This is a genomic window from Magnetospirillum sp. (genome assembly GCA_027532905.1).
In the GTDB taxonomy this organism is placed as follows: domain Bacteria; phylum Pseudomonadota; class Alphaproteobacteria; order CACIAM-22H2; family CACIAM-22H2; genus Tagaea.
Genome location: JAPZUA010000002.1, coordinates 149,924 through 170,021 on the forward strand (window position 1 = coordinate 149,924; position 20,098 = coordinate 170,021).

At 66.7% G+C, this 20,098-nt stretch carries 30 protein-coding genes; all 30 read left to right on the forward strand.

From position 1 onward, the window contains the following. Window positions 1–36: 36 nt before the first annotated feature. Window positions 37–270, forward strand: a complete 234-nt coding sequence (locus tag O9320_08710) for a YdaS family helix-turn-helix protein (GenBank protein ID MCZ8310922.1) — start codon at window positions 37–39, stop codon at window positions 268–270. Continuing rightward, window positions 267–668: a hypothetical protein gene (locus tag O9320_08715; protein ID MCZ8310923.1), complete on the forward strand. Its 402-nt coding sequence runs from the start codon at window positions 267–269 to the stop codon at window positions 666–668. The genes O9320_08710 and O9320_08715 overlap by 4 nt, the downstream gene beginning before the upstream one ends. Then, a complete protein-coding gene (locus tag O9320_08720; GenBank protein ID MCZ8310924.1) occupies window positions 665–937 on the forward strand; it encodes a hypothetical protein in 273 nt (90 codons plus the stop codon). Before O9320_08715 ends, O9320_08720 begins: the two co-directional genes overlap by 4 nt. Then, window positions 937–1,908, forward strand: a complete 972-nt coding sequence (locus tag O9320_08725; protein MCZ8310925.1) for a hypothetical protein — start codon at window positions 937–939, stop codon at window positions 1,906–1,908. The genes O9320_08720 and O9320_08725 overlap by 1 nt, the downstream gene beginning before the upstream one ends. Beyond that, complete coding sequence (locus O9320_08730) at window positions 1,905–2,621, forward strand: hypothetical protein (protein ID MCZ8310926.1); 717 nt, start codon at window positions 1,905–1,907, stop codon at window positions 2,619–2,621. The genes O9320_08725 and O9320_08730 overlap by 4 nt, the downstream gene beginning before the upstream one ends. Continuing rightward, window positions 2,618–2,830 (forward strand): hypothetical protein, encoded by a 213-nt coding sequence (locus O9320_08735; GenBank protein MCZ8310927.1) that lies wholly within the window; start codon window positions 2,618–2,620, stop codon window positions 2,828–2,830. Before O9320_08730 ends, O9320_08735 begins: the two co-directional genes overlap by 4 nt. Next, window positions 2,827–3,408 carry a hypothetical protein gene (locus O9320_08740; GenBank protein ID MCZ8310928.1) on the forward strand — a complete coding sequence of 194 codons (582 nt, stop codon included), beginning with the start codon at window positions 2,827–2,829 and terminating at the stop codon, window positions 3,406–3,408. The genes O9320_08735 and O9320_08740 overlap by 4 nt, the downstream gene beginning before the upstream one ends. After that, the gene (locus O9320_08745) at window positions 3,405–4,310 is read left to right on the forward strand and encodes an MT-A70 family methyltransferase (protein MCZ8310929.1); all 906 of its coding nucleotides are present in this window, start codon (window positions 3,405–3,407) and stop codon (window positions 4,308–4,310) included. The genes O9320_08740 and O9320_08745 overlap by 4 nt, the downstream gene beginning before the upstream one ends. Further along, window positions 4,307–5,305, forward strand: coding sequence for a hypothetical protein (locus O9320_08750; protein MCZ8310930.1), 999 nt, complete (start codon window positions 4,307–4,309; stop codon window positions 5,303–5,305). The genes O9320_08745 and O9320_08750 overlap by 4 nt, the downstream gene beginning before the upstream one ends. Beyond that, the gene (locus O9320_08755) at window positions 5,302–5,553 is read left to right on the forward strand and encodes a hypothetical protein (GenBank protein ID MCZ8310931.1); all 252 of its coding nucleotides are present in this window, start codon (window positions 5,302–5,304) and stop codon (window positions 5,551–5,553) included. Before O9320_08750 ends, O9320_08755 begins: the two co-directional genes overlap by 4 nt. A 3-nt stretch (window positions 5,554–5,556) precedes the next feature. Then, on the forward strand, window positions 5,557–6,957 hold the full coding sequence (locus O9320_08760; protein ID MCZ8310932.1) for a phage/plasmid primase, P4 family: 1,401 nt from the start codon (window positions 5,557–5,559) through the stop codon (window positions 6,955–6,957). Window positions 6,958–7,020: 63 nt separating this feature from the next. Further along, complete coding sequence (locus O9320_08765) at window positions 7,021–7,164, forward strand: hypothetical protein (GenBank protein ID MCZ8310933.1); 144 nt, start codon at window positions 7,021–7,023, stop codon at window positions 7,162–7,164. A gap of 67 nt (window positions 7,165–7,231) precedes the next feature. After that, window positions 7,232–7,828, forward strand: a complete 597-nt coding sequence (locus O9320_08770) for a hypothetical protein (protein ID MCZ8310934.1) — start codon at window positions 7,232–7,234, stop codon at window positions 7,826–7,828. Between the two features lie 82 nt (window positions 7,829–7,910). Then, entirely contained in the window at window positions 7,911–8,198 is a 288-nt protein-coding gene (locus O9320_08775) for an HNH endonuclease signature motif containing protein (GenBank protein MCZ8310935.1), read from the forward strand. A 147-nt stretch (window positions 8,199–8,345) separates the two neighbouring features. Continuing rightward, complete coding sequence (locus tag O9320_08780; GenBank protein MCZ8310936.1) at window positions 8,346–8,921, forward strand: phage terminase small subunit P27 family; 576 nt, start codon at window positions 8,346–8,348, stop codon at window positions 8,919–8,921. 4 nt (window positions 8,922–8,925) lie between these two features. Next, complete coding sequence (locus O9320_08785; protein ID MCZ8310937.1) at window positions 8,926–10,617, forward strand: terminase large subunit; 1,692 nt, start codon at window positions 8,926–8,928, stop codon at window positions 10,615–10,617. Continuing rightward, on the forward strand, window positions 10,617–11,876 hold the full coding sequence (locus O9320_08790) for a phage portal protein (protein MCZ8310938.1): 1,260 nt from the start codon (window positions 10,617–10,619) through the stop codon (window positions 11,874–11,876). The genes O9320_08785 and O9320_08790 overlap by 1 nt, the downstream gene beginning before the upstream one ends. Before the next feature lie 9 nt (window positions 11,877–11,885). Continuing rightward, window positions 11,886–12,467 (forward strand): HK97 family phage prohead protease, encoded by a 582-nt coding sequence (locus O9320_08795; protein MCZ8310939.1) that lies wholly within the window; start codon window positions 11,886–11,888, stop codon window positions 12,465–12,467. Window positions 12,468–12,572: 105 nt separating this feature from the next. Continuing rightward, entirely contained in the window at window positions 12,573–13,811 is a 1,239-nt protein-coding gene (locus tag O9320_08800; protein ID MCZ8310940.1) for a phage major capsid protein, read from the forward strand. A 38-nt stretch (window positions 13,812–13,849) separates the two neighbouring features. Continuing rightward, a complete protein-coding gene (locus tag O9320_08805; GenBank protein MCZ8310941.1) occupies window positions 13,850–14,242 on the forward strand; it encodes a hypothetical protein in 393 nt (130 codons plus the stop codon). Next, entirely contained in the window at window positions 14,242–14,547 is a 306-nt protein-coding gene (locus O9320_08810) for a hypothetical protein (GenBank protein ID MCZ8310942.1), read from the forward strand. The genes O9320_08805 and O9320_08810 overlap by 1 nt, the downstream gene beginning before the upstream one ends. Window positions 14,548–14,553: 6 nt before the next feature. Next, a complete protein-coding gene (locus tag O9320_08815; protein MCZ8310943.1) occupies window positions 14,554–15,831 on the forward strand; it encodes a hypothetical protein in 1,278 nt (425 codons plus the stop codon). A 12-nt stretch (window positions 15,832–15,843) separates the two neighbouring features. Beyond that, window positions 15,844–16,116, forward strand: a complete 273-nt coding sequence (locus tag O9320_08820) for a hypothetical protein (GenBank protein MCZ8310944.1) — start codon at window positions 15,844–15,846, stop codon at window positions 16,114–16,116. 64 nt (window positions 16,117–16,180) lie between these two features. After that, entirely contained in the window at window positions 16,181–16,339 is a 159-nt protein-coding gene (locus O9320_08825) for a hypothetical protein (GenBank protein MCZ8310945.1), read from the forward strand. 13 nt (window positions 16,340–16,352) lie between these two features. After that, entirely contained in the window at window positions 16,353–16,979 is a 627-nt protein-coding gene (locus O9320_08830; protein ID MCZ8310946.1) for a phage head-tail connector protein, read from the forward strand. Next, window positions 16,976–17,317 (forward strand): hypothetical protein, encoded by a 342-nt coding sequence (locus tag O9320_08835; GenBank protein MCZ8310947.1) that lies wholly within the window; start codon window positions 16,976–16,978, stop codon window positions 17,315–17,317. The genes O9320_08830 and O9320_08835 overlap by 4 nt, the downstream gene beginning before the upstream one ends. Next, window positions 17,317–17,946, forward strand: coding sequence for a hypothetical protein (locus O9320_08840; protein ID MCZ8310948.1), 630 nt, complete (start codon window positions 17,317–17,319; stop codon window positions 17,944–17,946). Before O9320_08835 ends, O9320_08840 begins: the two co-directional genes overlap by 1 nt. After that, entirely contained in the window at window positions 17,946–18,359 is a 414-nt protein-coding gene (locus tag O9320_08845) for a phage tail terminator-like protein (protein MCZ8310949.1), read from the forward strand. The genes O9320_08840 and O9320_08845 overlap by 1 nt, the downstream gene beginning before the upstream one ends. A 36-nt stretch (window positions 18,360–18,395) precedes the next feature. Beyond that, window positions 18,396–19,622, forward strand: coding sequence for a phage tail tube protein (locus tag O9320_08850; GenBank protein ID MCZ8310950.1), 1,227 nt, complete (start codon window positions 18,396–18,398; stop codon window positions 19,620–19,622). Next, the gene (locus O9320_08855) at window positions 19,622–20,056 is read left to right on the forward strand and encodes a hypothetical protein (GenBank protein MCZ8310951.1); all 435 of its coding nucleotides are present in this window, start codon (window positions 19,622–19,624) and stop codon (window positions 20,054–20,056) included. The genes O9320_08850 and O9320_08855 overlap by 1 nt, the downstream gene beginning before the upstream one ends. The last annotated feature ends 42 nt before the right edge of the window (window positions 20,057–20,098 follow it).

Consider the following 20,098-nt stretch of genomic DNA (forward strand, 5'->3'; position numbering starts at 1 on the left):
GTTGACGAGCTACAGGTTTGTCTGTAAATCGGGGGCATGGAGACGACATCGCCCCTGGAACGCGCCGTCCAAAAGCTCGGCGGCCAAAGCGCCACCGCCCGCGCGCTCAATGTGAGCCAAGCGTCGGTTTGGTATTGGCTCAAACACGGCAAGGTATCGGCGGAATACACGCCAAGGCTTGCCCAGCTTGCGGGCCTTGCCGCGCACGAGCTGCGCCCCGACATTTTCCCGCCGCCGGTCGCGCAATCCGAAAAAGCAGGTGCCGCATGAGCGTCGAAAACCGCGTTGCCGCGGCGCTGCCCCTGGACGGTGTGTCCCGCTGCATTTTCGCGATCACCGAGAAGATGATCGCCGAAGATCAGGCCAAATCGCGCAGCACGCGTGTTCGGATTTCGGCGGGCATGACGTCGGCTGGCATCGATTCGGCGATCGCGCGAGCTGCCTGCTTGATTTCGGCGATTGCCGACTCCGGCAGCATTCCGTCGTCCACCAAGCGCAGTATCAAAGCGTTTGTGAAGCAGATGGCCACGGTCGATTGCACCATCGATTTTACAGCCAAGGTCGATACGTCGGAAGGCGTCATTGAAAGCGTCTCCTTTGTGGTTAAACCCGCAAGGATTGCACGCGGGTCGGTTCTCGGCAAATCGCGCAAAGAGGCCGGTCAATGAAGGTTCCTCCGCTGCATCCGTTGCCGGGCCACAAGCTTCACCCGATCGCCAAGCTGTCGCAGCGCTATCGCCCGACGGCGCGCGGCATCGAGGCCCGGGTCTTCGAGGCCAAGCTCGTCGCCAGGCTCGGAAGTTCGAACATCGATTGCATTGCCGCGTCTGCGGTTTTTCGCGCGTGCAAGGCGTTCGAGATCGAGCGTTTTTTTGGTCATGCGCGCTACTATGCGCCGCACAACCCCGCCAATTCCGTCCGCGCGGGGGCCCGCTAATGGCCGATACGGTCGCCGCGTTTTTCGCTGCCCTTGCCAAGCGGCGGCTCAATCTCAAAACCGCTGCCTATCTGGGCGACGGGCATCCCAAGATGCTTGAGCGGCTGCAGCGCGGCGAAACGCGCACGCTCGATGCGGCGTTTGTGGCGCGGTTGGCGGCGAAGCTTGAGGATGGTGCTGCGTTTGTTGGCGAGATTTTCGCCACGCCGAAGGCCGATCCGCTCGCCGCACTCCGCGCCGATTTGGCCGCGATCAAACAGGCCGTGGCACCGGGCGCACCGGCCGCGTGCTGGTGGTTCGACGAACACGGCCGGCGTTTTGCCGCGGTGCCGGATCTGGAAACCGCCGCACGGCTTGCCCTCAATCTGCCGCCGGCCATCGGTGCTGCCGCATTTGCCCAGCGCAATCTCGGCTGGGTCGCGGTGCAAAACGGCGCCCTGGTGCCGAATGAAGCTGCTGCCGAGGACGCCGCGCAAGCGGCGCGCGCGTTTTTGGGTGCCAGCACCCCTGATGCCTTGCCGCGCGGCTGGCGGGCAGATGCCGCACCGATCGGCAGCGATGCACGCCCCGAGATAAGGCGCCTCGTCTCGGCCGCCGGGATAGGCGACATCCGCGATGCGCTGCAGGGTGCGCAGCTGCTGGACCGGGCGAGCGTTTACGCCGTCGAGCCCGACCGCATCACCACGATCTGGCTGGGTGCGGCCCTCAAAACCTCGGCCGATGCGATCGGCAGCACGCTCGCCGCGCGCAACGACCGGCCCTTTGCCGGCATGCTCGAGCGCCAGATCCGCAACACGGCGGCGGTCGGCGCGCAGCTGTGGCACCTCGCCGACATCCAGACCTGCGGCGTGCGCGCCACCTACGACCGGTTTGCCGTGCCCACGCAAGATCGGCGCTTTGTGGCGCATGTGGTCGCGTTCAAGGCGATCGAGCGCGCGCCCGCGACCATGCCGACAGGGGTGAAAGCATGATTGCGCTGCCGCAGGGCGCCGTGCTTTGGGGCAATGCGCTGGACCTTTCGGCCTGTCCGCAGGTCTCGCGCGATCATGCCGGGCGTGCGGCGGCCGCCTATCTTGCGCGCGCGGCCGAGTGCGGCTGCGACGTGCACTGGACCAACGATCTTGACTGGCTGCAGACGCTGCACGTCAAGACCGATCTGCCGCATCTGTGGGCGCCGATGCGCGCGCAGCATTGGCCGAACTTCCGCAATACCACATCGATCCTGGTGCTCACGCCTGCCGGCAGCCGCCAGGCCGTGGCCACGATCTGCGTGCGCCGCCTGTGGGTGGAAGGGCCGCTCGACAGCTGGCTGCTCGCCGCGTTTGGCACCTACAGCTACAACGAAATCCTGTCGTTCGGCGGCGATCTGGCGGCCGATGTGGCGGACTGCCATGTCGCCTGGGCTTGCGGCCTGTGGCGCGCCGACCAGCTGCGCGGCCAGCGCATCGGGCGCGATCTCGTGAGCATGGCGGCGATCGACGCGCTCGCCCGCTGGCATTGGTCCTGGTTCATGGGGCTGCGCCGCGACCAGGCGCACGAGCGGCTCGGCCTTGCCCCGTTCGACCGGCTCGAAGCACCCGTGCTGCTCGAAGAGGGCAAGAAAATGCTTGCCTGCCTGATGCTGGTCTCGGCCCGCCGCGCGCGCATCCGCCATATCCAGGCCGAAACGGCGGGTGCGGCATGAGCAAGACCATGGGCATTGTCTGTGAGCGGTTGCGCCATCGACGGCCCTGGATGCCGCATCGCGAAGTGAGCGTCGGTGCGGTGCGCGAAGCGGCCGCGCGCGGCCTGCGCCTGGGCGAGATCGCCGATTATTTCAATGTCGAGCGCATCTGCATGGCCGAATTCTGCGCGCACCATCGCATCGAAGTTTCCGTCGGGGGTGTCGCATGATTCGCAACCGCGCCGGGCATCGCATTTGGACGCCCGAAGACGATGCGATTCTGCGCGCCGGTTGGGCGGCCGGGCGGCCCGTGCGCGCGATCGCCGAAGAGATCGGCATCACCAAGAATGCCGCCATGGGCCGCGCGCATAGGCTCAAGCTTGAAGGGCGCCCCAGCCCGATCAAGCGGGCGCGCCCGTCGAGCGCATTCAATCATTCTGCAGCCGCCGTAAGGCGCGGTTTGCAGCAACAAGCTTCGCCGCGCGTGTCGCCGGCGAAGACGGCACGCGCGCCAGAGGCCGCGCGTGCCGGGGGCGTTTCCTCCCTAAACTTGCCGACGCCGCCGGGCAGTCCCCCGCTCGGCGGTGTCGGCGTTCTTTTTGGGGAAGCGAAATCGACCCAGTGCGCCTATCCGCTGTGGGGCTCGGAAAAGCCCATGGGCGGTGTCGTCGTCAAAAGATACACCTGCGGCCAACCCACGACGCGGTGTGTCGACGGCAAGCCTTCGCCCTATTGCGCCGGGCATCATGCCCGGTGCTTCGTGCGGCGTGCGGCACCGGCAGCTTCATCCGGGGCAGCGGCGGCATGAACGGCGAGCTTTTTCCAGATATCGATCGAAGCCCCGCGTCGCGCACCGGCTATGCTTCGCCGGTCGCCTGGCGCAGCTGGCCGTTCGGCGATCTTGCGCCCGCAAGCTTCGGCATGATCATGGCCGATCCGCCCTGGGCCTATCGCATGCGCGGCAAAACCGGCTACGGCAAAAGCCCGCAGGCGCACTACGATTGCATCGACATCGACGATCTTTGCGCCTTGCCCGTGGATCGGTTGGCGGCGACGGATTGCCTGCTGTTCATGTGGACGACGTGGCCGTTTTTGGCGAACGGTGCGGCGCACAAGTTGATCAAGGCTTGGGGCTTTGAGCCCAAGACCGGCTTTCCGTGGAAGAAGCTGACCAAGAAGGGCAAGATTGCCTTCGCCACAGGCTATATCCTGCGCAGCTGCACGGAAGTGGTGATCGTGGCGGTGCGCGGCGCGCCTGCCTACGACGATTTCTATCGCGCGCGGACGCGCGGGCTGATCGAGGCCCAGGCGCGCGAGCATAGCCGCAAGCCCGATTGCGTCTACGAGATGGCGGAACGGCTTGTGCCCGCCGCCCGGCGGCTCGATCTGTTTGCACGCGAGCGGCGGGCGGGTTGGTCCGCGTGGGGCAACGAAACGACCAAGTTCCAACCCCCGGTTCCAACCCCTGCCAACCCCTACCAACCCCTTCCAACCACGCGCGCCCTCGCTTGCGAGGCCGCTTCCCGCCCGGACGATTCCGTCGCAGCGAATCGATCGCGGGAGAGTGCTGCAGCGAGCCCGGTCAGCTGCAGCGTTTCTTTGCCGAGCGACGACGATCTGTTGGAGATCCCGCGCTTTCTGAAACGCGGGCCCGACGGGCGGCTGCTCTATCCGCAGGATACGGCCCCAGCAGGTCGGGTGTTTCCGTGACCGTCCGCGTACTGGCGCGCGGCGTGCCGCGCATGGATTTTGGAGATATCCATTTTTTGGGCGACGCACCGCCGCATGGCGAAAGCCTTTCGGGGGCTTCGGCGACTTCGCTGCTGCTCGCCGACTATCGCCGCTGGCTGCGCATGCTCAAGCACCGGTTGAAGCGCAAGCGGCTGGCGACGGCGCGGGCTTATCGGTCCGAGCTGTTCGCGATGACGCCGGTCGAAGCGTTGCGCTCGCGCAGCACGGATCCGCGGTCGCTGTTTCTGGGCTATGCGCCGCGCGGGCTCGATGCTTTGGCGGCCGAAGCGCATTGCAATGCGTTCTTCGCACCCGCCGTGGCGCAATGGCTCGATGCCGCGATCGGCACGCCCGCCTGGCGGGTGGCGGGCTGCGGCATTGCGCGCGCGGACACGTTTGCCGACGGCACGTGGGACCATTGCGCCACGCACGATATCGACGGGCCGAAGGCGGGCACGGCCGTGCTGACCATTCCGGCGTTCGACGGGCCGGATATCGTCGAGCTTTTTGCGCTCGAGCTCGCCCCGCAGGCGACGCAGCGCCGCGCGGGCCGCGTCTATCTGCGCACGGGCCATGCGGTGGGGCTCGGCACGCACAGTTTCGAGGCGCGCGAATGGCGCGAAAATTCGACCAGGCTCGCTCTCGTGGCGCATCCGCTCGACTGGCTGCGGCGCTTTGCCGTCGCCCCCGAGACGGGGGCCTGCGTGCCGCTGCTCGACGGGCAGCCCTGTGCGTGGATCGCCGGGATCGATCCCGCACAAGGGATCGCGCTCGACACGCATTTGCAGCGGGAGGCCGACGATCTTTTGTGCGCGGCTGCACCGGTTCTGGCCGACGGCAGTGTCGATCCCGATTTTCCGCTGTGCGTGCAAGCGGCCCTCGATCGCGCGCGGCGCCGGCGCATGCCGCCCAAGCCCGAGGTGCTGCTGTGGACGCCGGACACGCATTCAAACAAAGAGGAACAAGCGGCATGAGCGACGGCGATTTCGAGACGGCGATGCAGGCGGTCGCGGCGCGCCAGGCGGCCGACGTGCCGAAGGGCGAGACCGGCATGGGCTGGGTCGCGGTCGAAGCCGTGCAGATCGTCGGGCGGCTTGTGGGCGACGCGGCGTGGTGCCGGCGCGCTTCCGTGCTCGACGGGCTCGTGCAGCTGGCGGCTTTGGCCAAGGTGGCGCACGCGCACGCCAAGCGGCAGTTCGACAAGCAGACCGGGCGCGGGTGATTCTTGCCCGTCTCGAAGCTTGATGCGAAATCCGCCCGCGCGAAGGCGCGGCAGAAATCGCCCAAACAGGTTGCCGATCTGATCCTGGAAGAGATGGCCGAGCCGAATTGCTTCGAGCGCGGCCAGCTTTTTGCCGGGCTCGTGCAGGGGCGCTCGGGCCTCGCCTATGGCTACAATGGGCGCTATTGGGAGCCGGCATCGCCCGCCACGCTGAAGCGCATCGCGTATCTGGGCGACATTGCTTCGTGTGGCACCACCAAGCGCAGCCGCATCACCGACATCGTCGCCGTGCTCGAGGCTTCCGTGTACAAGCACGATCTCGAATTCGTGCGCACCAACGACCACGAGATCCCGGTGCGCAACGGCGTGGTCGATGTGCTGACCAACAAGATCCGGCCGCACCGCAAGGCCGACTGGCTCGACAGCGTGTTGCCGGTCGATTTCGACCCCGATGCCGTGGCCGAAGACTTCCTCGAAGCGCTCAAGGATTGGTTCGGCAACGCGTTCGGGGCGGCAGACGATCGCGCGGAAGCGCTGATCGATTTTTTCGGCTATGTGGCCTTGCCGCATGCGCGCTTCAAAAAGGCGCTGTTCCTGCACGGCGAGGGCGACAGCGGCAAATCGGTGCCGCTGAAGCTGCTGCGCAAATTCGTAGGCGACGAATTCAGCTGTTCGCTCGGCGTCGACGAGATGGACGATCCGGTCAAGCGCGCCGTGATCAAGCACAAGCGGCTCAACATCCTGACCGAGCTGTCGAGCGACGCGATGATTCGCGACGGCGGCTTCAAGACCATGGTCTCGACCGAAGAGCCGATCCTGCTCAACCCGAAATACGAGAACCCGCACACCTACGTGCCGATCGCCAAGCACGTGATCGCGGCGAACTCGTTTCCGCAGGTCAACGACCGCTCGGCCGCGACCTTCAACCGGCTGCTGCCGATCCCGTTCACGCGCGTGTTCCAAGCGCACGAGCAGGATGAAGGGCTGTTTGTGCGCCTCACCACGCCCGCGGCGATGAGCGGGCTCTTGAACCTCGCCATCGTGGGTGCGCGCCGCGTGATTGCGCGCGGCGGGAAGTTCGTCACGCCCAAGGCTGGGCTCGATCTCGCCCAGACCATGAAGGAAGAGAGCAACCCGTTCTACCAGTTCCAGGCGGCACGCCTCATTGCCGATGCGACAGGCAGCGTGCGCGCGGGCGAGCTCGCCGACGAGTTCAACGCCTGGCGCAAGGGCGGCAAGAAGATCGACACGCGCACGATCGGCAAGCTGGCGCGCGGGGCCGGGCTGCCGTGGGGCGACATCTGGAACCAAGTCAACGGCGGCAACGACAAGGGCATCAAGGGATGGCGGTTGCGCGTGGCATCGGACGGCGGGGAAGACCCGACCGCGGGCGATATCGGCTGAAGAAAGGGGCGACGGGGCGTGAGCCCTCTCGCCGGATTTTTTGGGGTGACGCGCTGAACCTGCGTGTCGCCGCCGGGCCCGCGCGCGCGGCTCGGCGAGGTTCGGCGCGTGGCGCGCTTTTCCGCGCTGAACCTCGCCGAGCCTCGGCAAACGCTGGCGAGCTTCTTTTCTTCGCGCGCGCAAGGGCTTGAGTGGCGCGCGCGCTAACGCGCCGGTCTTTTTCTTTTAGGAGTGTAGAAAAATGGCACCAAAAGCGGAAACGGCAACGTCAACAATGGGTGTCAGCGCGGCGCGTGGGCGAGGGGGGCTGGCGACGTCGACCGACATCGAGGATTTGCTGGTGTGGGTGTATCAAAAGCAGCAGGCGCACAAGGTGGAACCTGTGGGGCTGCATCGGCCGGGTTGGGGCAGTTCGTCGCGCGACGGGTGTGCGCGCGTGGCCGAGATCGCGGCGTTGGGCTGTGCCGTGGATGGCGGGGGGTATGCGAACGGGGCGTTGGCCGAGGATGCCGAGATCGTGCATGGTGAGGTGGTGCGGCTCGATGCGCTCGATGTCGGGCTTGTGATCTCGCATGCGGTCGCGGGCACCAGGCCGGAGCCGCATGTGGGCAAGGTGGCGACGCGCGAAGCCGTGATCGAGCGCGGCAAGCCTGTGATTATCTGGACCGATGCGAAGTGTCGCTACGGGTATTGCAAGCTGCGATGGCGCCTGTCCGAAGACACGATCGTGCTCGACCGATACCAGTATGTGGTGTGGTGGCAAGCGCTCGACCATCTCGCGCGCGTGCTGAAGGGGCGGCTCGTGGGGCATCGTGTGGCACCGCCTTCGGCACCCGCTCAACCATGGCTCTTGACATCTGGGGGCGAATGATTGACAAAGCTTCGAACGGTGAAATGCGCCTGCGCGAGGGATAGACCCTCGACGCGGGCGCTTTTCGTTTGGAGACGTGCTTATGCCCAGCGCCCCGCCCAAGCATCGGCCGGTGGGGTGGGTGTCGCCTGAAGAGTATGACCGCACGCGCGGTTCGGCTGCATCGCGTGGCTACGATGCGAAGTGGCGCATCATTCGGGCAGCACATCTGAAGCGGCATCCGGCCTGCGTGTGGTGTGCGGATCGCGCAACCGAGGTCGATCACATCGACGGCAACGCGCGCAACAACGTGGCAACGAACCTGCGTTCGGCGTGCAAGCCCTGCCATTCGCGCCGCACCGCCCGCGACCAAGGCTTCGCCTCGCGCTGACGACATGCCTCGCCCCTCGGCTCCCGCGTCGCACGCAGGGGGAGGGGGGGGTGTAAATCTCTACAGCCTTTCATCCCTTAGACCGTTTCGGGCTCAAATTTTGGTGGGCGCGAATTTCGGCGAACTTTTTTTTGCTGGACCGAGAGAATGCCGCGAGGCCCCAAACCCCAATCGGCCGAGGTCAAGCGCGCCAAGGGCAACCCTGGCCGCCGCCGTCTCGTCGATGCGCCGGCCGTTCTGCCAGGCTTGGCGATCGCACCGCCGCAGCGCTTGGCGCTCGCCGCGCGCAAGATCTGGGCGCAGCTCGCCCCCGAGCTCGGCCGCCTCAATTTCTTGCGCGAGAGCGACCGCCCGGCCTTTGAGCGCTACTGCGAACACTTGGCCAAATGGTGGGAGTTGACGCGCGCCCTTCGCAAAGAGGGCATGACGTATTTCTCGAAGTCCGACCACAACCCCGACGGTCTCTACCGCGCCAATCCGAAATTCCTGATTCGCGAGCGGATCGAAAAGCGCCTCGAAGTTTTGGAAGACCGTTTCGGCCTGTCGCCGGCCGCCCGCCAGCAGATCCTGCACCGCGCCGCGATGCAAGCACCGCAGCTCCCCCCCGGCGGCCTGTTCGGCGACCAGACCGATCCCGCAAACCCCGACCAGCCGCCGCCGCCGTCGCCCGCCGGCGAAGCCAGCCCGATCGGCCTCTTGAACCGCTCCGGCGGCCTGCACTGATCCCATGACCGCAGCCCTCGCCGCCCCGCCGCCGCCGCACCTGCCGCTGCCGGAAGCGGCCGCATGCGAAATGCCGCGCGGCGGCGAAAAACACGGCGCCTGGTTCGACGCCAAAGCAGCCCAAGCTGCTGTCGATTTTTTCCACACCTACCTGCGCCACACCGAGGGCGAATGGTGGGGCCGCCCGTTCCGCCTGTCGCCGTGGCAGGAAAAGATCGTGCGCAGCGTCTTCGGCTGGAAGCGCGCCGACGGCACGCGCCTGGTGCGCCAGCTCTATCTCGAAGTGCCGCGCAAGAACGGCAAGACCGAATTCGCCGCGGGCCTCGCCTTGCTGCTGCTCGTCGCCGACGGCGAGCCCGCAGGTCAAGTCTATTCGATGGCCGTCGACAAAGACCAGGCGAAGATCGTCTTCAACAAAGCGGGCGTGATGATCTCGCTCTCGCCCGCCCTCTCGAAAGCGGTCGAAGTCTACAAAACGGCCCTCTACGTCGCCGAGCTCATGGCGTCGTTCAAGCCCTTGTCGGCGCGCCCCGGCGGCAAACACGGCTTCAGCCCCTCGGGTGCCGTCGCCGACGAGCTGCACGAATGGCCCGACGGCGAGCTGCACGACGTGGTGCACAAGGGCACGGTCGCGCGCCGCCAGCCGCTCGAAATCCTGATCACCACGGCGGGCGAGCCCGGCATCGGCTACGGCTGGGACCGCCACGAATACGCCCTTGCCGTGCTGCGCGGCGACGTCGAAGACCCGACCTTTCTCGCTTTCATCTTCGCGGCCGACGCGGAAGACGATTGGCGCGATCCCGCCACCTGGGCCAAGGCAAACCCGAATTTCGGCATCTCGGTCAAGCGCGACTATCTGGAAACCGAAGTCGTGCAGGCCGCCGGCAACCCGGTCAAAGAAGCCGATTTCAAGCGCTTCCATCTGAATATCTGGAACGAGCGCAAGGCCGGCGGCATCGACATGGCGGCGTGGGACGACGCACCCAAGCGCATCGTCACGCTCGAAACGCTGCGCGGCCGCCGCGTGTGGGCGGCCCTCGATCTTTCGAGCACGACCGACCTCACGGCGCTGGCGCTTGCGGCCGATGCGCCCGACGGCGGCATCGACATGTGGTGGCGCTTCTGGCTGCCGGTCAAGTCCGACCGCGATTTGCGCGAACGCGCCAAGCGCGACCGCGTGGACTATCCGCGCTGGATCGCCGAAGGCTGGATCGTCGCCACGCAAGGCGACGTCGTCGACTACGACGCGGTGCGTGCCTGCATCACCGGCAAGGTGGCGCACGAAAGCCATGTCGGCCGCCCGCTTGTGGAAGAAGTGGATATCGTGCAGCTGGCGATCGACCGCTGGAACGCGACCGCGACGGCCACGCAGCTGATGGGCGACGGAATCGACGTGGTGCAGTTCGGCCAGGGCTTCGCCTCAATGGCCGCCCCCACCAAGGAGTTCGAGCGCCTGGTGCTGGGCCGCGCACTTGCGCATGGCGGCAACCCGGTCGCGCGCTGGATGGCGCAATGCGTGAGCTTCATCGCCGACGGGGCCGACAACGTGAAACCCGTCAAGCCCGACCGCCGCCGCACGCCCAAGCGCATCGACGGCATCGTCGCTGGCATCATGGCGCTCGGCGTCAAGGGCGTGGCGACGCCTGAAACCGGCATCACGTCGGATGCCATCCTTGCGCGCGGCGGGTTCGTCTGATGGGCCTGCTCGCGCGCATCTTCGGCCGGGAAAAGCGGGCCTCGCTGCCGCCGCGCGACCCGCGCTTGGCCGATTGGTTCGGCGGCGCCAACACATCGGCGGGCCTGCGCGTCAGTGTCAAAACCGCGATGCAGTGCCCGGCCGTATACGCGCCCATTCGCCTTCTCGCAGGCACCATCTCGATCATGCCGGCCGAGCTGTTCCGCCGCCTGCCCGAGGGCGGGCAAGATCGCGCCGACGGCCTGCCGCTCTACGATCTCGTCAACGCCCGCCCGAACGCCTGGATGACCTCGGCGCAGTTCCGCCGCACGCTCACGGAGTGGATGCTGGGCTACGGCAACGCCTATGCCCGCGTCGTCAATCCGGGTGCGCCCACCTCGCTCGATCCGCTGCACCCGCAGCGCGTTATGCCGTTCCGCGACAGCCAAAACCGCGTCTGGTATCGCGTCACGCCGCGCCAAGGCCCCGTCGCCACGCTCGCCAGCGACGAGATCCTGCATCTGCGCTACGGCCAGATCAAAGACGACATGGCCGAGGTCGAAGCCGAAAGCGTCATCGAACTGCACCGCGAAACCATCGGCCTCGCGATGGCCGCAACCGAGTATCTGGGCCGGTTTTTCTCGAACTATGCCGTGCCGAAGGGTGCGATCGAGGTGCCCGGCGTGCTCGACGATAAAGCCGCCAAGATGCTGCGCGAAAGCTGGGAACGGCGCCATGCCGGCCTCGAAAACGCGCATCGTTTGGCCATTCTCGACGGCGGCATGAAGTTCCACGAAATCGGCATGACGAACAAAGATGCCGAGTTTTTGGGCCTTTATCGGCATATTTCGTCGGAGATCGCCTCGAAACTGTTCGGAATCGCCCCGCATCTGGTCGGCGACACCGAAAAACAGACGAGCTACGGCACGGGCGTCGAGCAGCAGAATCTGGCGCTGATCGCCTACACGGTCGGCCCCATCGTGCAGGAGTGGGAAGAAGCGCTCAACGTCACGCTGCTCACCGACCGCACGCGCCGCCGCTATTTCTTCGATTTCAGCGAAGACGGGCTTCTGCGCGGCGATTTCAAATCGCGCATGGACGGTCTGCAGATCGCTGTGCAGTGGGGAATCATGACGCCCAACGAAGCGCGCACGAAGCTCAACCTGCCGCGCATCGACAACGGCGATTCGCGCCTGCACCCGCTCAACATGGTGCCCGCCGAGCGCGTCATGGACGTGCTGCTCAAGGGTGCTGCCGCACCCGCAGACCAGAACGCTTAGGAGAAAAACATGGATCGCGAAATTCGCGCCTGGGCCGTTTCGGGCTTGGGGCTGGAAACGCGTGCCGATAAGGCGCCGATGCTGCGCGGCCACGCCGCTTTGTTCGACACGCTGTCCGAAGACCTCGGCGGCTTTCGCGAGAAGATCGCCCGCGGCGCGTTCGCCGAGGCCGTCGGCCGCGACGACGTGCGCTTTCTCGTCAACCACGAGGGCCTGCCGCTCGCGCGCACGGCCAGCAAAACGCTGCGCCTTGCCGAAGATGCGCGCGGCCTCGCCTTCGAAGCCGATCTCGATCCGGCGGACCCCGACGTCGCGCGCCTGATGCCGAAGATCGCGCGCGGCGACCTCACGCAGATGTCGTTTGCTTTCCACGTGATGCCCGATGGCCAGGATTGGGGCCAAGACACCGACGGCACGGTCGTGCGCACGGTCAAAAAAGTGCGCCTGTCCGATGTGTCGGTCGTCACCTTCCCGGCCTACACGGCCACCGACGTCGCGCGCCGCTCGCTCGACGACTGGCGCAAGATCCATGCGCGCCCTTCCGCACCTTTGAACCTTCTGCGCGCCCTGCAGGCGCAAGCCTCAATCTAACCGAACACCCGCCGATCCTCGGCGGGCCGCCCCAAATCGCGCCTTGGGCAAGCGCGCCCTCGCAACGCCGCCACGGCGATGCAATCCAGAGATGGAGCCCCTAAAATGTCCGAAGCAGTGAAAAAGCACCGCGAAGAGCGCGCGCGGATCGTCAACGAAATGCGCGCTCTCACCGACAAGGCCCAGACCGAAAAGCGCGATCTGACCGGCGAAGAGCTGGCCCAGCACGAAAAGCTTTTCGGCCAGGCCGAGAACGCGCGCAAGCAGATCGAAGCCGCCGAACGCCAGCTCGAGGTCGAGCGCCAGACGGCGGCCGCGATCGGCGACGAAGAGGCCCGCAAGCGCGGCAATGGCGCCGAGACGGCGGTCTCGGGCAAGCCGACGGCAACCGAAGAGTATCGCAGCGCGTTCAACGCCTACATCGCGGGCGGTCGCGCGTCGCTCACTGCCGATCAGGTGCGCGCTTTGTCGGGCGGTGTCGGCAACCAGGGCGGTTTCACGATCGCGCCGGAGCAGTTCGTCAACCAGCTGATCAAGTTCGTCGACGACAACGTCGTGATCCGCGCGAAGGCGACGAAGCTGCGCGTGCCCGGTGCCATGTCGCTCGGCGTGCCGGAACTCACGACCGACATCTCCGACGCCGATTGGTCGAACGAGCTCTCGATCGGCTCGGAAGACAACGCGATGGCCTTCGGCAAGCGCAAGATGCAGCCCACGAAGCTCGCGAAGAACATCAAGATCAGCCGCGATCTGCTGCGCTATTCGGGCCTTGGCATCGAAGCGCTCACGGTTCAGCGCCTGGGCTACAAGTTCGCGATCACCGAGGAAAAAGCATTCCTCACCGGCCACGGCGCCAACCAGCCGCTCGGCCTGTTCACGGCGTCGGTCGACGGCGTCACGACCGGCCGCGACGTCTCGATCGGCAACACCACGACTGCGATCGGCTTCGACGGTCTGATCAACGCCGTCTACGGCGTCAAGGATCAGTATCGCCGCAACGGCGAGTGGCTCTTCCACCGCGACGCCATCCGCCAGATCGCGACGCTGAAGGACACGACCAACCAGTATCTGTGGCAGCCCTCGAACATCGTCGGCCAGCCCGACACGATCCTGGGCCGCCCCGTGATCTCGTCGGAGTACGTGCCCAACACGTTCACCACCGGCCAGTATGTCGGTCTGTTCGGCGATTTCAGCTTCTACTGGATCGCCGACGGCTTCGACATGGAGATCCAGCGCCTCGAAGAGCTCTACGCCGGCACCGACCAGATCGGTCTGATCGGCCGCATGAGCTGCGACGGCGCGCCGGTCCTGGCCGAAGCCTTCGCGCGCGTGCGCTTGGCCTAAGCCACCCCCTAAAACCGAACAGAGAAGGATAGCGCGTCATGATTCCCTCCCATCGCGAACAGCTGATGTTCCAGCCGGCCATCGCGCCGGCTGTCCGCACGAACGGCACCGTCAACGGCACCGGCGTCGATTTGGCGCCCTGCAGCTCGCAGACCGTCGTGTTCCATTTCGGCGCCTACACCGACGGCACGCACACGCCGTCGGTCCAGGAGTCGAACGACAACTCGTCGTGGTCGAACGTCGCCGCCGCCGATCTTGACGGCACGCTCACGGCCGTCGCGGCGGGCGGCGGCGCCAACACCACGCAGAAGGTCGGCTACATCGGCACGCGGCGTTTCATCCGCCCGGTGATGACGACCGCCGGCGCCACGTCCGGTGCGGCATCTGCCGCCATGGTCGTGCTGTCCGACATCAAGAAGGCGCCGAAGTAATGCGCGTGCGCATGCTCACGCTGATGGCCGGGCCGGGCGGGACTTTCCCGCCCGGTTCCGTCCGCGATCTGCCCGACGGCGAGGCCTACGAATTGATCGAAGGCCGCTACGCCGAGCAGCTCGATTTCGCCCCGCCCGCGGTCGAACCGAAGCCGGTCGAACCGCCCGCCCTCGAAACCCTGACCAAGGCTGAACTCGTCGCCTTGGCCAAAGCCGAGCTCGAGCTCGATCTTGATCCCGAGGCCAAAAAGGCCGCGATGGTCGCCGCGATCGAAGCCGCGCGCGCCGAAAAGGCAAAGGCCTAAACCGCCATGGCGATCGAAGGCATTCTCGTCAAAGATTCGGACGGTGTCGCCCGGTTGATCTTGGCCGACAAAATCGGCGCCGGCGAGGAATACGCGCAGGTTTTGAAAATCGGCTACGGCGCCGACGGCGCGTTGACCCTGCTCGACGAGAAGCCTTCGACCGCTGCGGCGCAAGACACCGCCAATGCCGCCCTCGGCGCCCCCGCCGACGCCGAGGCGGGCGGCACGTCGGACGGCTCGATCGTCGGCCTGCTCAAGCGCGCCCGCACGCTGCTCGGCAATATCGCATCGTTGCTCGCCGGCACGTTGAACGTCGGCGGCACGGTCGCGATCTCGAACCTTCCGGCCACGCAGCCCGTCTCCGGCACGGTGGCCGTGTCGAATTTCCCCGGCACGCAGCCCGTGTCGGGCCCGCTCACCGACACGCAGCTGCGCGCGGCCCCCGTGCCGACCGTCGAAAACGCGACGGTCTACACGGGTGCCGCTGCGCAAACGGCTGTCGTCAACAATATCCTTGAGAGTGTCGCCGGCGCTGGCTGGACCGATGTCCGCAATCTGCGCGCCGCCTCGGTCCAGGTCGTTTCGACGGGCACGGGCGGCACGTTCATCTTCGAGCAGTCGAACGACGGCGTGAACGCCGCCACCCTGCCTGTCTTCAACGCCGCCCAAGTCACGGCCGCCCCCACCACGGCAGCCATCACGGCAACCGCCTCGCAGATCGTCTACAGCTTCCCGATCCGCTGCAATTTCGTCCGTCTGCGCATCGTATCGGCGATCACGGGCGGCTCGATCCAGGCATTCTCGCGCTTCTCGAGCGAGCCTTGGACGGCGGCAGCCCAGCTCGTCGCCTCGAACACGGCGGCAAACTTCAACGCGACGATCGCGGCGATCCCGGCCGGCGCCAACCTCATCGGCGATTTGGGCGTGCAGTATCGCGCGAACGCGACGGGTGCGGGCACGCCCGCAAACGTCAACAGCCCGGCCACGCCGGCGGCCCAATCGCTGAAAGCCAGTGCGGGCAAGATCGTGTCCTACGATCTTGCCAACGTCTCGGCCTCGGCCCGCTACGTCAAAGTGTTCAACACGGCTGCCGCCGTCACCATGGGCACCACGGCCGCCGCGTTCGAGATTGCCATCCCGGCCGGCCAGTCGAAAACCATCGGCCCCGCCGGCGGCATCGCCATGACGGCCGGAATCCAAATCGCCGTGACGGGTGGCCGTGGTCTCACGGACAACACGGCAATCACGCTCGGCGATGTCGTCGGGCACATCGAAACCGCATAAGGAGCAAGCGCCATGCCGACCGAAACTGTCGCCGTCGACGCCTATATCCGCGACGAAAACAACGAGATCGTCACCGTCCAGTCCGCCCAGGGCACCACGGAAGACGGCGGCGTCACCGTCGTCGTGCCGAACGGCACGCTGCCGAACATCGACACCGTGCCCGCCGCCGACATCCGCATCATCGTCTCCCCGCCGCCCGTCGAATACCAGCCGGCGGCGTTCGTGGCGCGCGTCAACGACGCCGAAGCCAATATCTCGACGCTCACCTTCAACCTGGCGCCGTGATGTCGCCCCGCCCGCGCGCGATCCGGCGCGCGGGCGGGCTTCGCGCGCAACAAGGCGCCCCGCCATGAGCCTGCTTCTGCTGCTGCGCGTCCCGGTTTCGGCGCCTGTCTACCGCCCCGATCCGCCCGCGCGCCCGTCGCGCCCGCTGGCCGCCGAACACGCGGCCCTGGTCGGCCCCGAAATTCGCCCGGCGCGCCCCGCCGCCGTGGCCCGCCCGAACTGAGACAAGCGCCCCGATGATCCAGACGCTCACCGTCACGACAGCCGCCGCGACGCGCGATTTGACGCGCTTGGCGACCGTCAAGACCGAACTCTCGATCGGCGACACCACGCAGGATGCGTGGCTCACCGATGCGATTCGCCAAGCGTCGGATGGCATTGCCGCCTATTGCCGCCGCCCCGAGGGGTTCGGGCGCGAGACGGTCGAAGAAACTTTCCGCGCGCGCTATGCCGGCCAGGCGGTGTCGAGCCTGATCCTCGGCCGCGACATCGCCCCGGCGATCACGAGCGTGGTCGAAGACGGCACAGCGCTTCTCGCCGCCGAATATCTGCTCGACGGTTCGCTGCTGCGCCGCCTCGAAGACGACCGCCCGACCAGCTGGAATGCCGCAAAGATCGTCGTCGTCTATCAGGCGGGCTACACGCTGCTGTCGGGCCTGCCCTACGATGTCGAGCGCTGCGCGATCGATCTCGTCGTGCGCGCCTACAATGCGCGCGGCCGCGACCCGGGCCTGCGCAGCGAGCGCATCCTGGACGTGATCGCGCAAAGCTGGGACACGCCCGGCGGCGACGGTTTCAAAGGCGGCCTGCCGACCGACGTGGCCGACCGTCTCGATCCCTATCGCAAATGGGTGGTCGCGTGAGCGGGGCCGCCGCCAAGATCGCCCGCGCGCTCGCCGTCAATGGCCGCCCGATGGTCTTGAAGCGCCGCACCGGCACCACCACCACCACGACCGACGTCACGGTCAATGGTGTCGCCCAGAACTACGCGCCCGAAACGCTCGTCGGCGACATCCTGCAGGGCGACGCCAAGGTCACGATCTCGAATGCCGAGATCGCGGCCGCATCCTGGCCCGGCCCGCCGTCGCGCGGCGACATGATCGCGATCGACAGCCGCACCTGGTCGGTGCGCGGGGTTGAAACGAAATATCTGGGCAGCGTCGTGCTCGCCCATGTTCTGCATGTGCGGGGCGGCGGCTGATGGGCGCTTTCGCGCAGCAGATCCAAGTGGCGATCGACGGCATCGAAGAACAGGTCCGCGCGCGCCACGTCGCCGCGGCGCGTGCCGCTTTGGCCCGCGCGGTCGAGCCGCGCGCTTTGCCGCCCGCGATCATCCGCGTGGTCGACGGCAAAATCGGGGCACCGCTCGAATCCGTGCGCGTGCCCGGCGTGATCCTGTTTCGCTTGGGCCTGCTGCAGGAGGTCGCGACGTTTGCGCTTGCGGCCGCGCGCGATCTCTCGCCGGTCAAGTCGGGCCGCTATCGCGAATCGTGGGTTACGCTGGTCGACGGCAAACCGCGCGCCGTATCCGAAGGCCCGATCGGCCCCGACGCAACGGTGCACGTGGTCAACACGCAGCCTTATGCGCGCAAGATCCAGGTGCGCGGGGCGCGCTTCTCGGGTGTGGCACCCAAGATCGCCGACCGCCTCGCCAACAAGATCCGCGCCGAGTTCGGCACGGCGGCGTTCCGCGTGTCGGTCGCGTTTGTCGAGCTACCGGGCGGCTATGTCACGCGCGGGCGCGGCAAGGGTGCCAAGCGCGGCGGGACCAACGGCAAGCCGCTGCGCTACCCCGCCGTGCTGATCCGCCAGAAGCGGAGCTTCGACTGATGGCCCGCGCCGATGCCCGCCTTGCGATTCGCACGCGCCTCACCACGCTCGGGCCCGCTTTGCCGCTCACGCTCGAAAACGAGAACGACGACCGCCCCGATCCGCCGTCGCCCTGGATGTATCTCGAGTTTCTCGGCGAAGCCCCCGCGGTCGCCGGCATCGTCGCCACGGGCAGCCACGTCAATCGCCTGTTCGGCAGCTTCGCCGTGCATGTATTTGCCCCGCGCGGCACCGGCCTGGCCGACATCGAAACCGCCTGCGACGCGATCGCCGACCTGTTCAAGACGATCACGGTCGACGGCGTCTTCTACAACGGCGTGCCGCGCATCGATCCCGTCGATCTCGTCTCCGACGATGGCGTGTGGTTCGGCCGCACCGTGACCGTCGATTTCCAGCACGACTGGACCGGCTGACCTCTCGCCCCATTTCCCGCCAAAGGAGTATCCGCAATGTCCGCAACGATCGCGTCGGGCGTAGCCAAACAGCTGCGCTACAAGAAGGAAAGCACGCTCAACACGGCCCCCGGTGCGAGCGGCGCGCAGCTGCTGCGCCGCCAGACGAGCGAGTTTTCGCTGGTCAAGCAGACCTACCAGTCGGCCGAAATCCGCCCGGATTATCAGATCTCGGATTTCCGCCACGGCGGGCGCTCGGTGTCGGGCCAGCTCAACGGCGAATTGTCGTGCTTGAGCTACGCGGATTTCATCGCGGCGGCGCTGCGCGGCTCTTGGGCCACGCCGGCCACGACCGGCGCCCTCACGAACGTGACCGCTTCGGCGACGGGCCCGCATTTTGTGCGCCCGTCCGGATCCTTCCTCACCGACGGTCTCAAGGTCGGCGATGTCGGTCGCTGGTCGGGCTGGACCACCACGGCGGCGGCAAACAATGGCCGCAACTATCGCATCACGGCGCTGACCGCCACACAGATGACGGTGGCCGACCTCAACACCGGTACGGCAACGGTTGCCGCGAAAGCGTCGGGCGACAGCGTCACCTTTACGGTCGTCGGCAAAAAGGTCCAGGTGCCGCTCACGGGCCACACGAACGACAGTTTCTTTTTCGAGGAATGGCACCCCGACATCAATCAGTCGGAGCGTTTCGGCGGCTGCCGCGTGGGCCAGCTCGAAATCGGCTTCCCGGCCTCGGGCATGGCGACGATCGGCGCGCAGTTTACCGGCATCGACATGACCACGGGCACATCGGCCTACTACACCTCGCCCACGGCCGCGACCGTCACGGGCGTGCTCGCCGCCGTCAACGGCAAATTGCGCGTCGGCGGCAACGACATTGCCACGGTCACGCAGCTGGCCGTCACGATCGGCGCCAATTTGAGCACGGCCCAGGTCGTCGGCAGCAATATCAGCCCCGACGTGTTCGTGGGCTCGGTCGTGGTGAACGGCACCTTCTCGGCCTATTTCCAGGACGGGATCTTGCGCGACAATTTCGTCAACGAAGACGAAATCTCGCTGTTCAGCTACCTCACCGCCGACAATTCGAACGGCTCGCCCTTCATGGGCATCTACATGCCGCGCATCAAGCTCGGCCAGAGCCAGAAGGCGGACGGCCAGCAGGGCATCATCCGCAGCTACAATTTCCAGGCCCTGCTGCCGACCTCGGGCGGTGCCGGTACGGCAACCGACCAATCGACGATTATCATCCAAGATTCGCAGGTGCCGTAATGGATACCGATATCTTCTCGCTCGACGGCCTCGTCTATCGCGACACGCTCGAATTTGCGCTGTGCGACCAGGACGGCAACGAAACCGCCTGGCGCCTCACGCTCGCCGGGCCCGGCCACGCCGCCACGGTGGCCTTTACCGAAACCCGCGCCAACATCGCCCGCAAGCGCGAGGCCGAGCGTTTGGCGGCCGAGCGCAAGGGCAAGGTTTGGCTGCCGCCGCCTTCTTCCGAGCTCAATGCCGAGTTCGCCGCACAGTTCGCACCCCGCATCCTCGGCTGGTCGCCGGTCAAGATCGGCGGCGAAATCTTCGCCTACAGCGCCGAGAACGCGCATCGCGTGATGTCGGAGCCGAAGCTTGCCTTCGTCGCGTCCCAGATCGTCGAGCAGGCGAACAGGCTCGACGATTTTTTCGTCAAGCCCGCGAAGGCCTGATCGCCTTCGCGGAACACGCTTTCGGCCTCGCCAAGCGCCAGG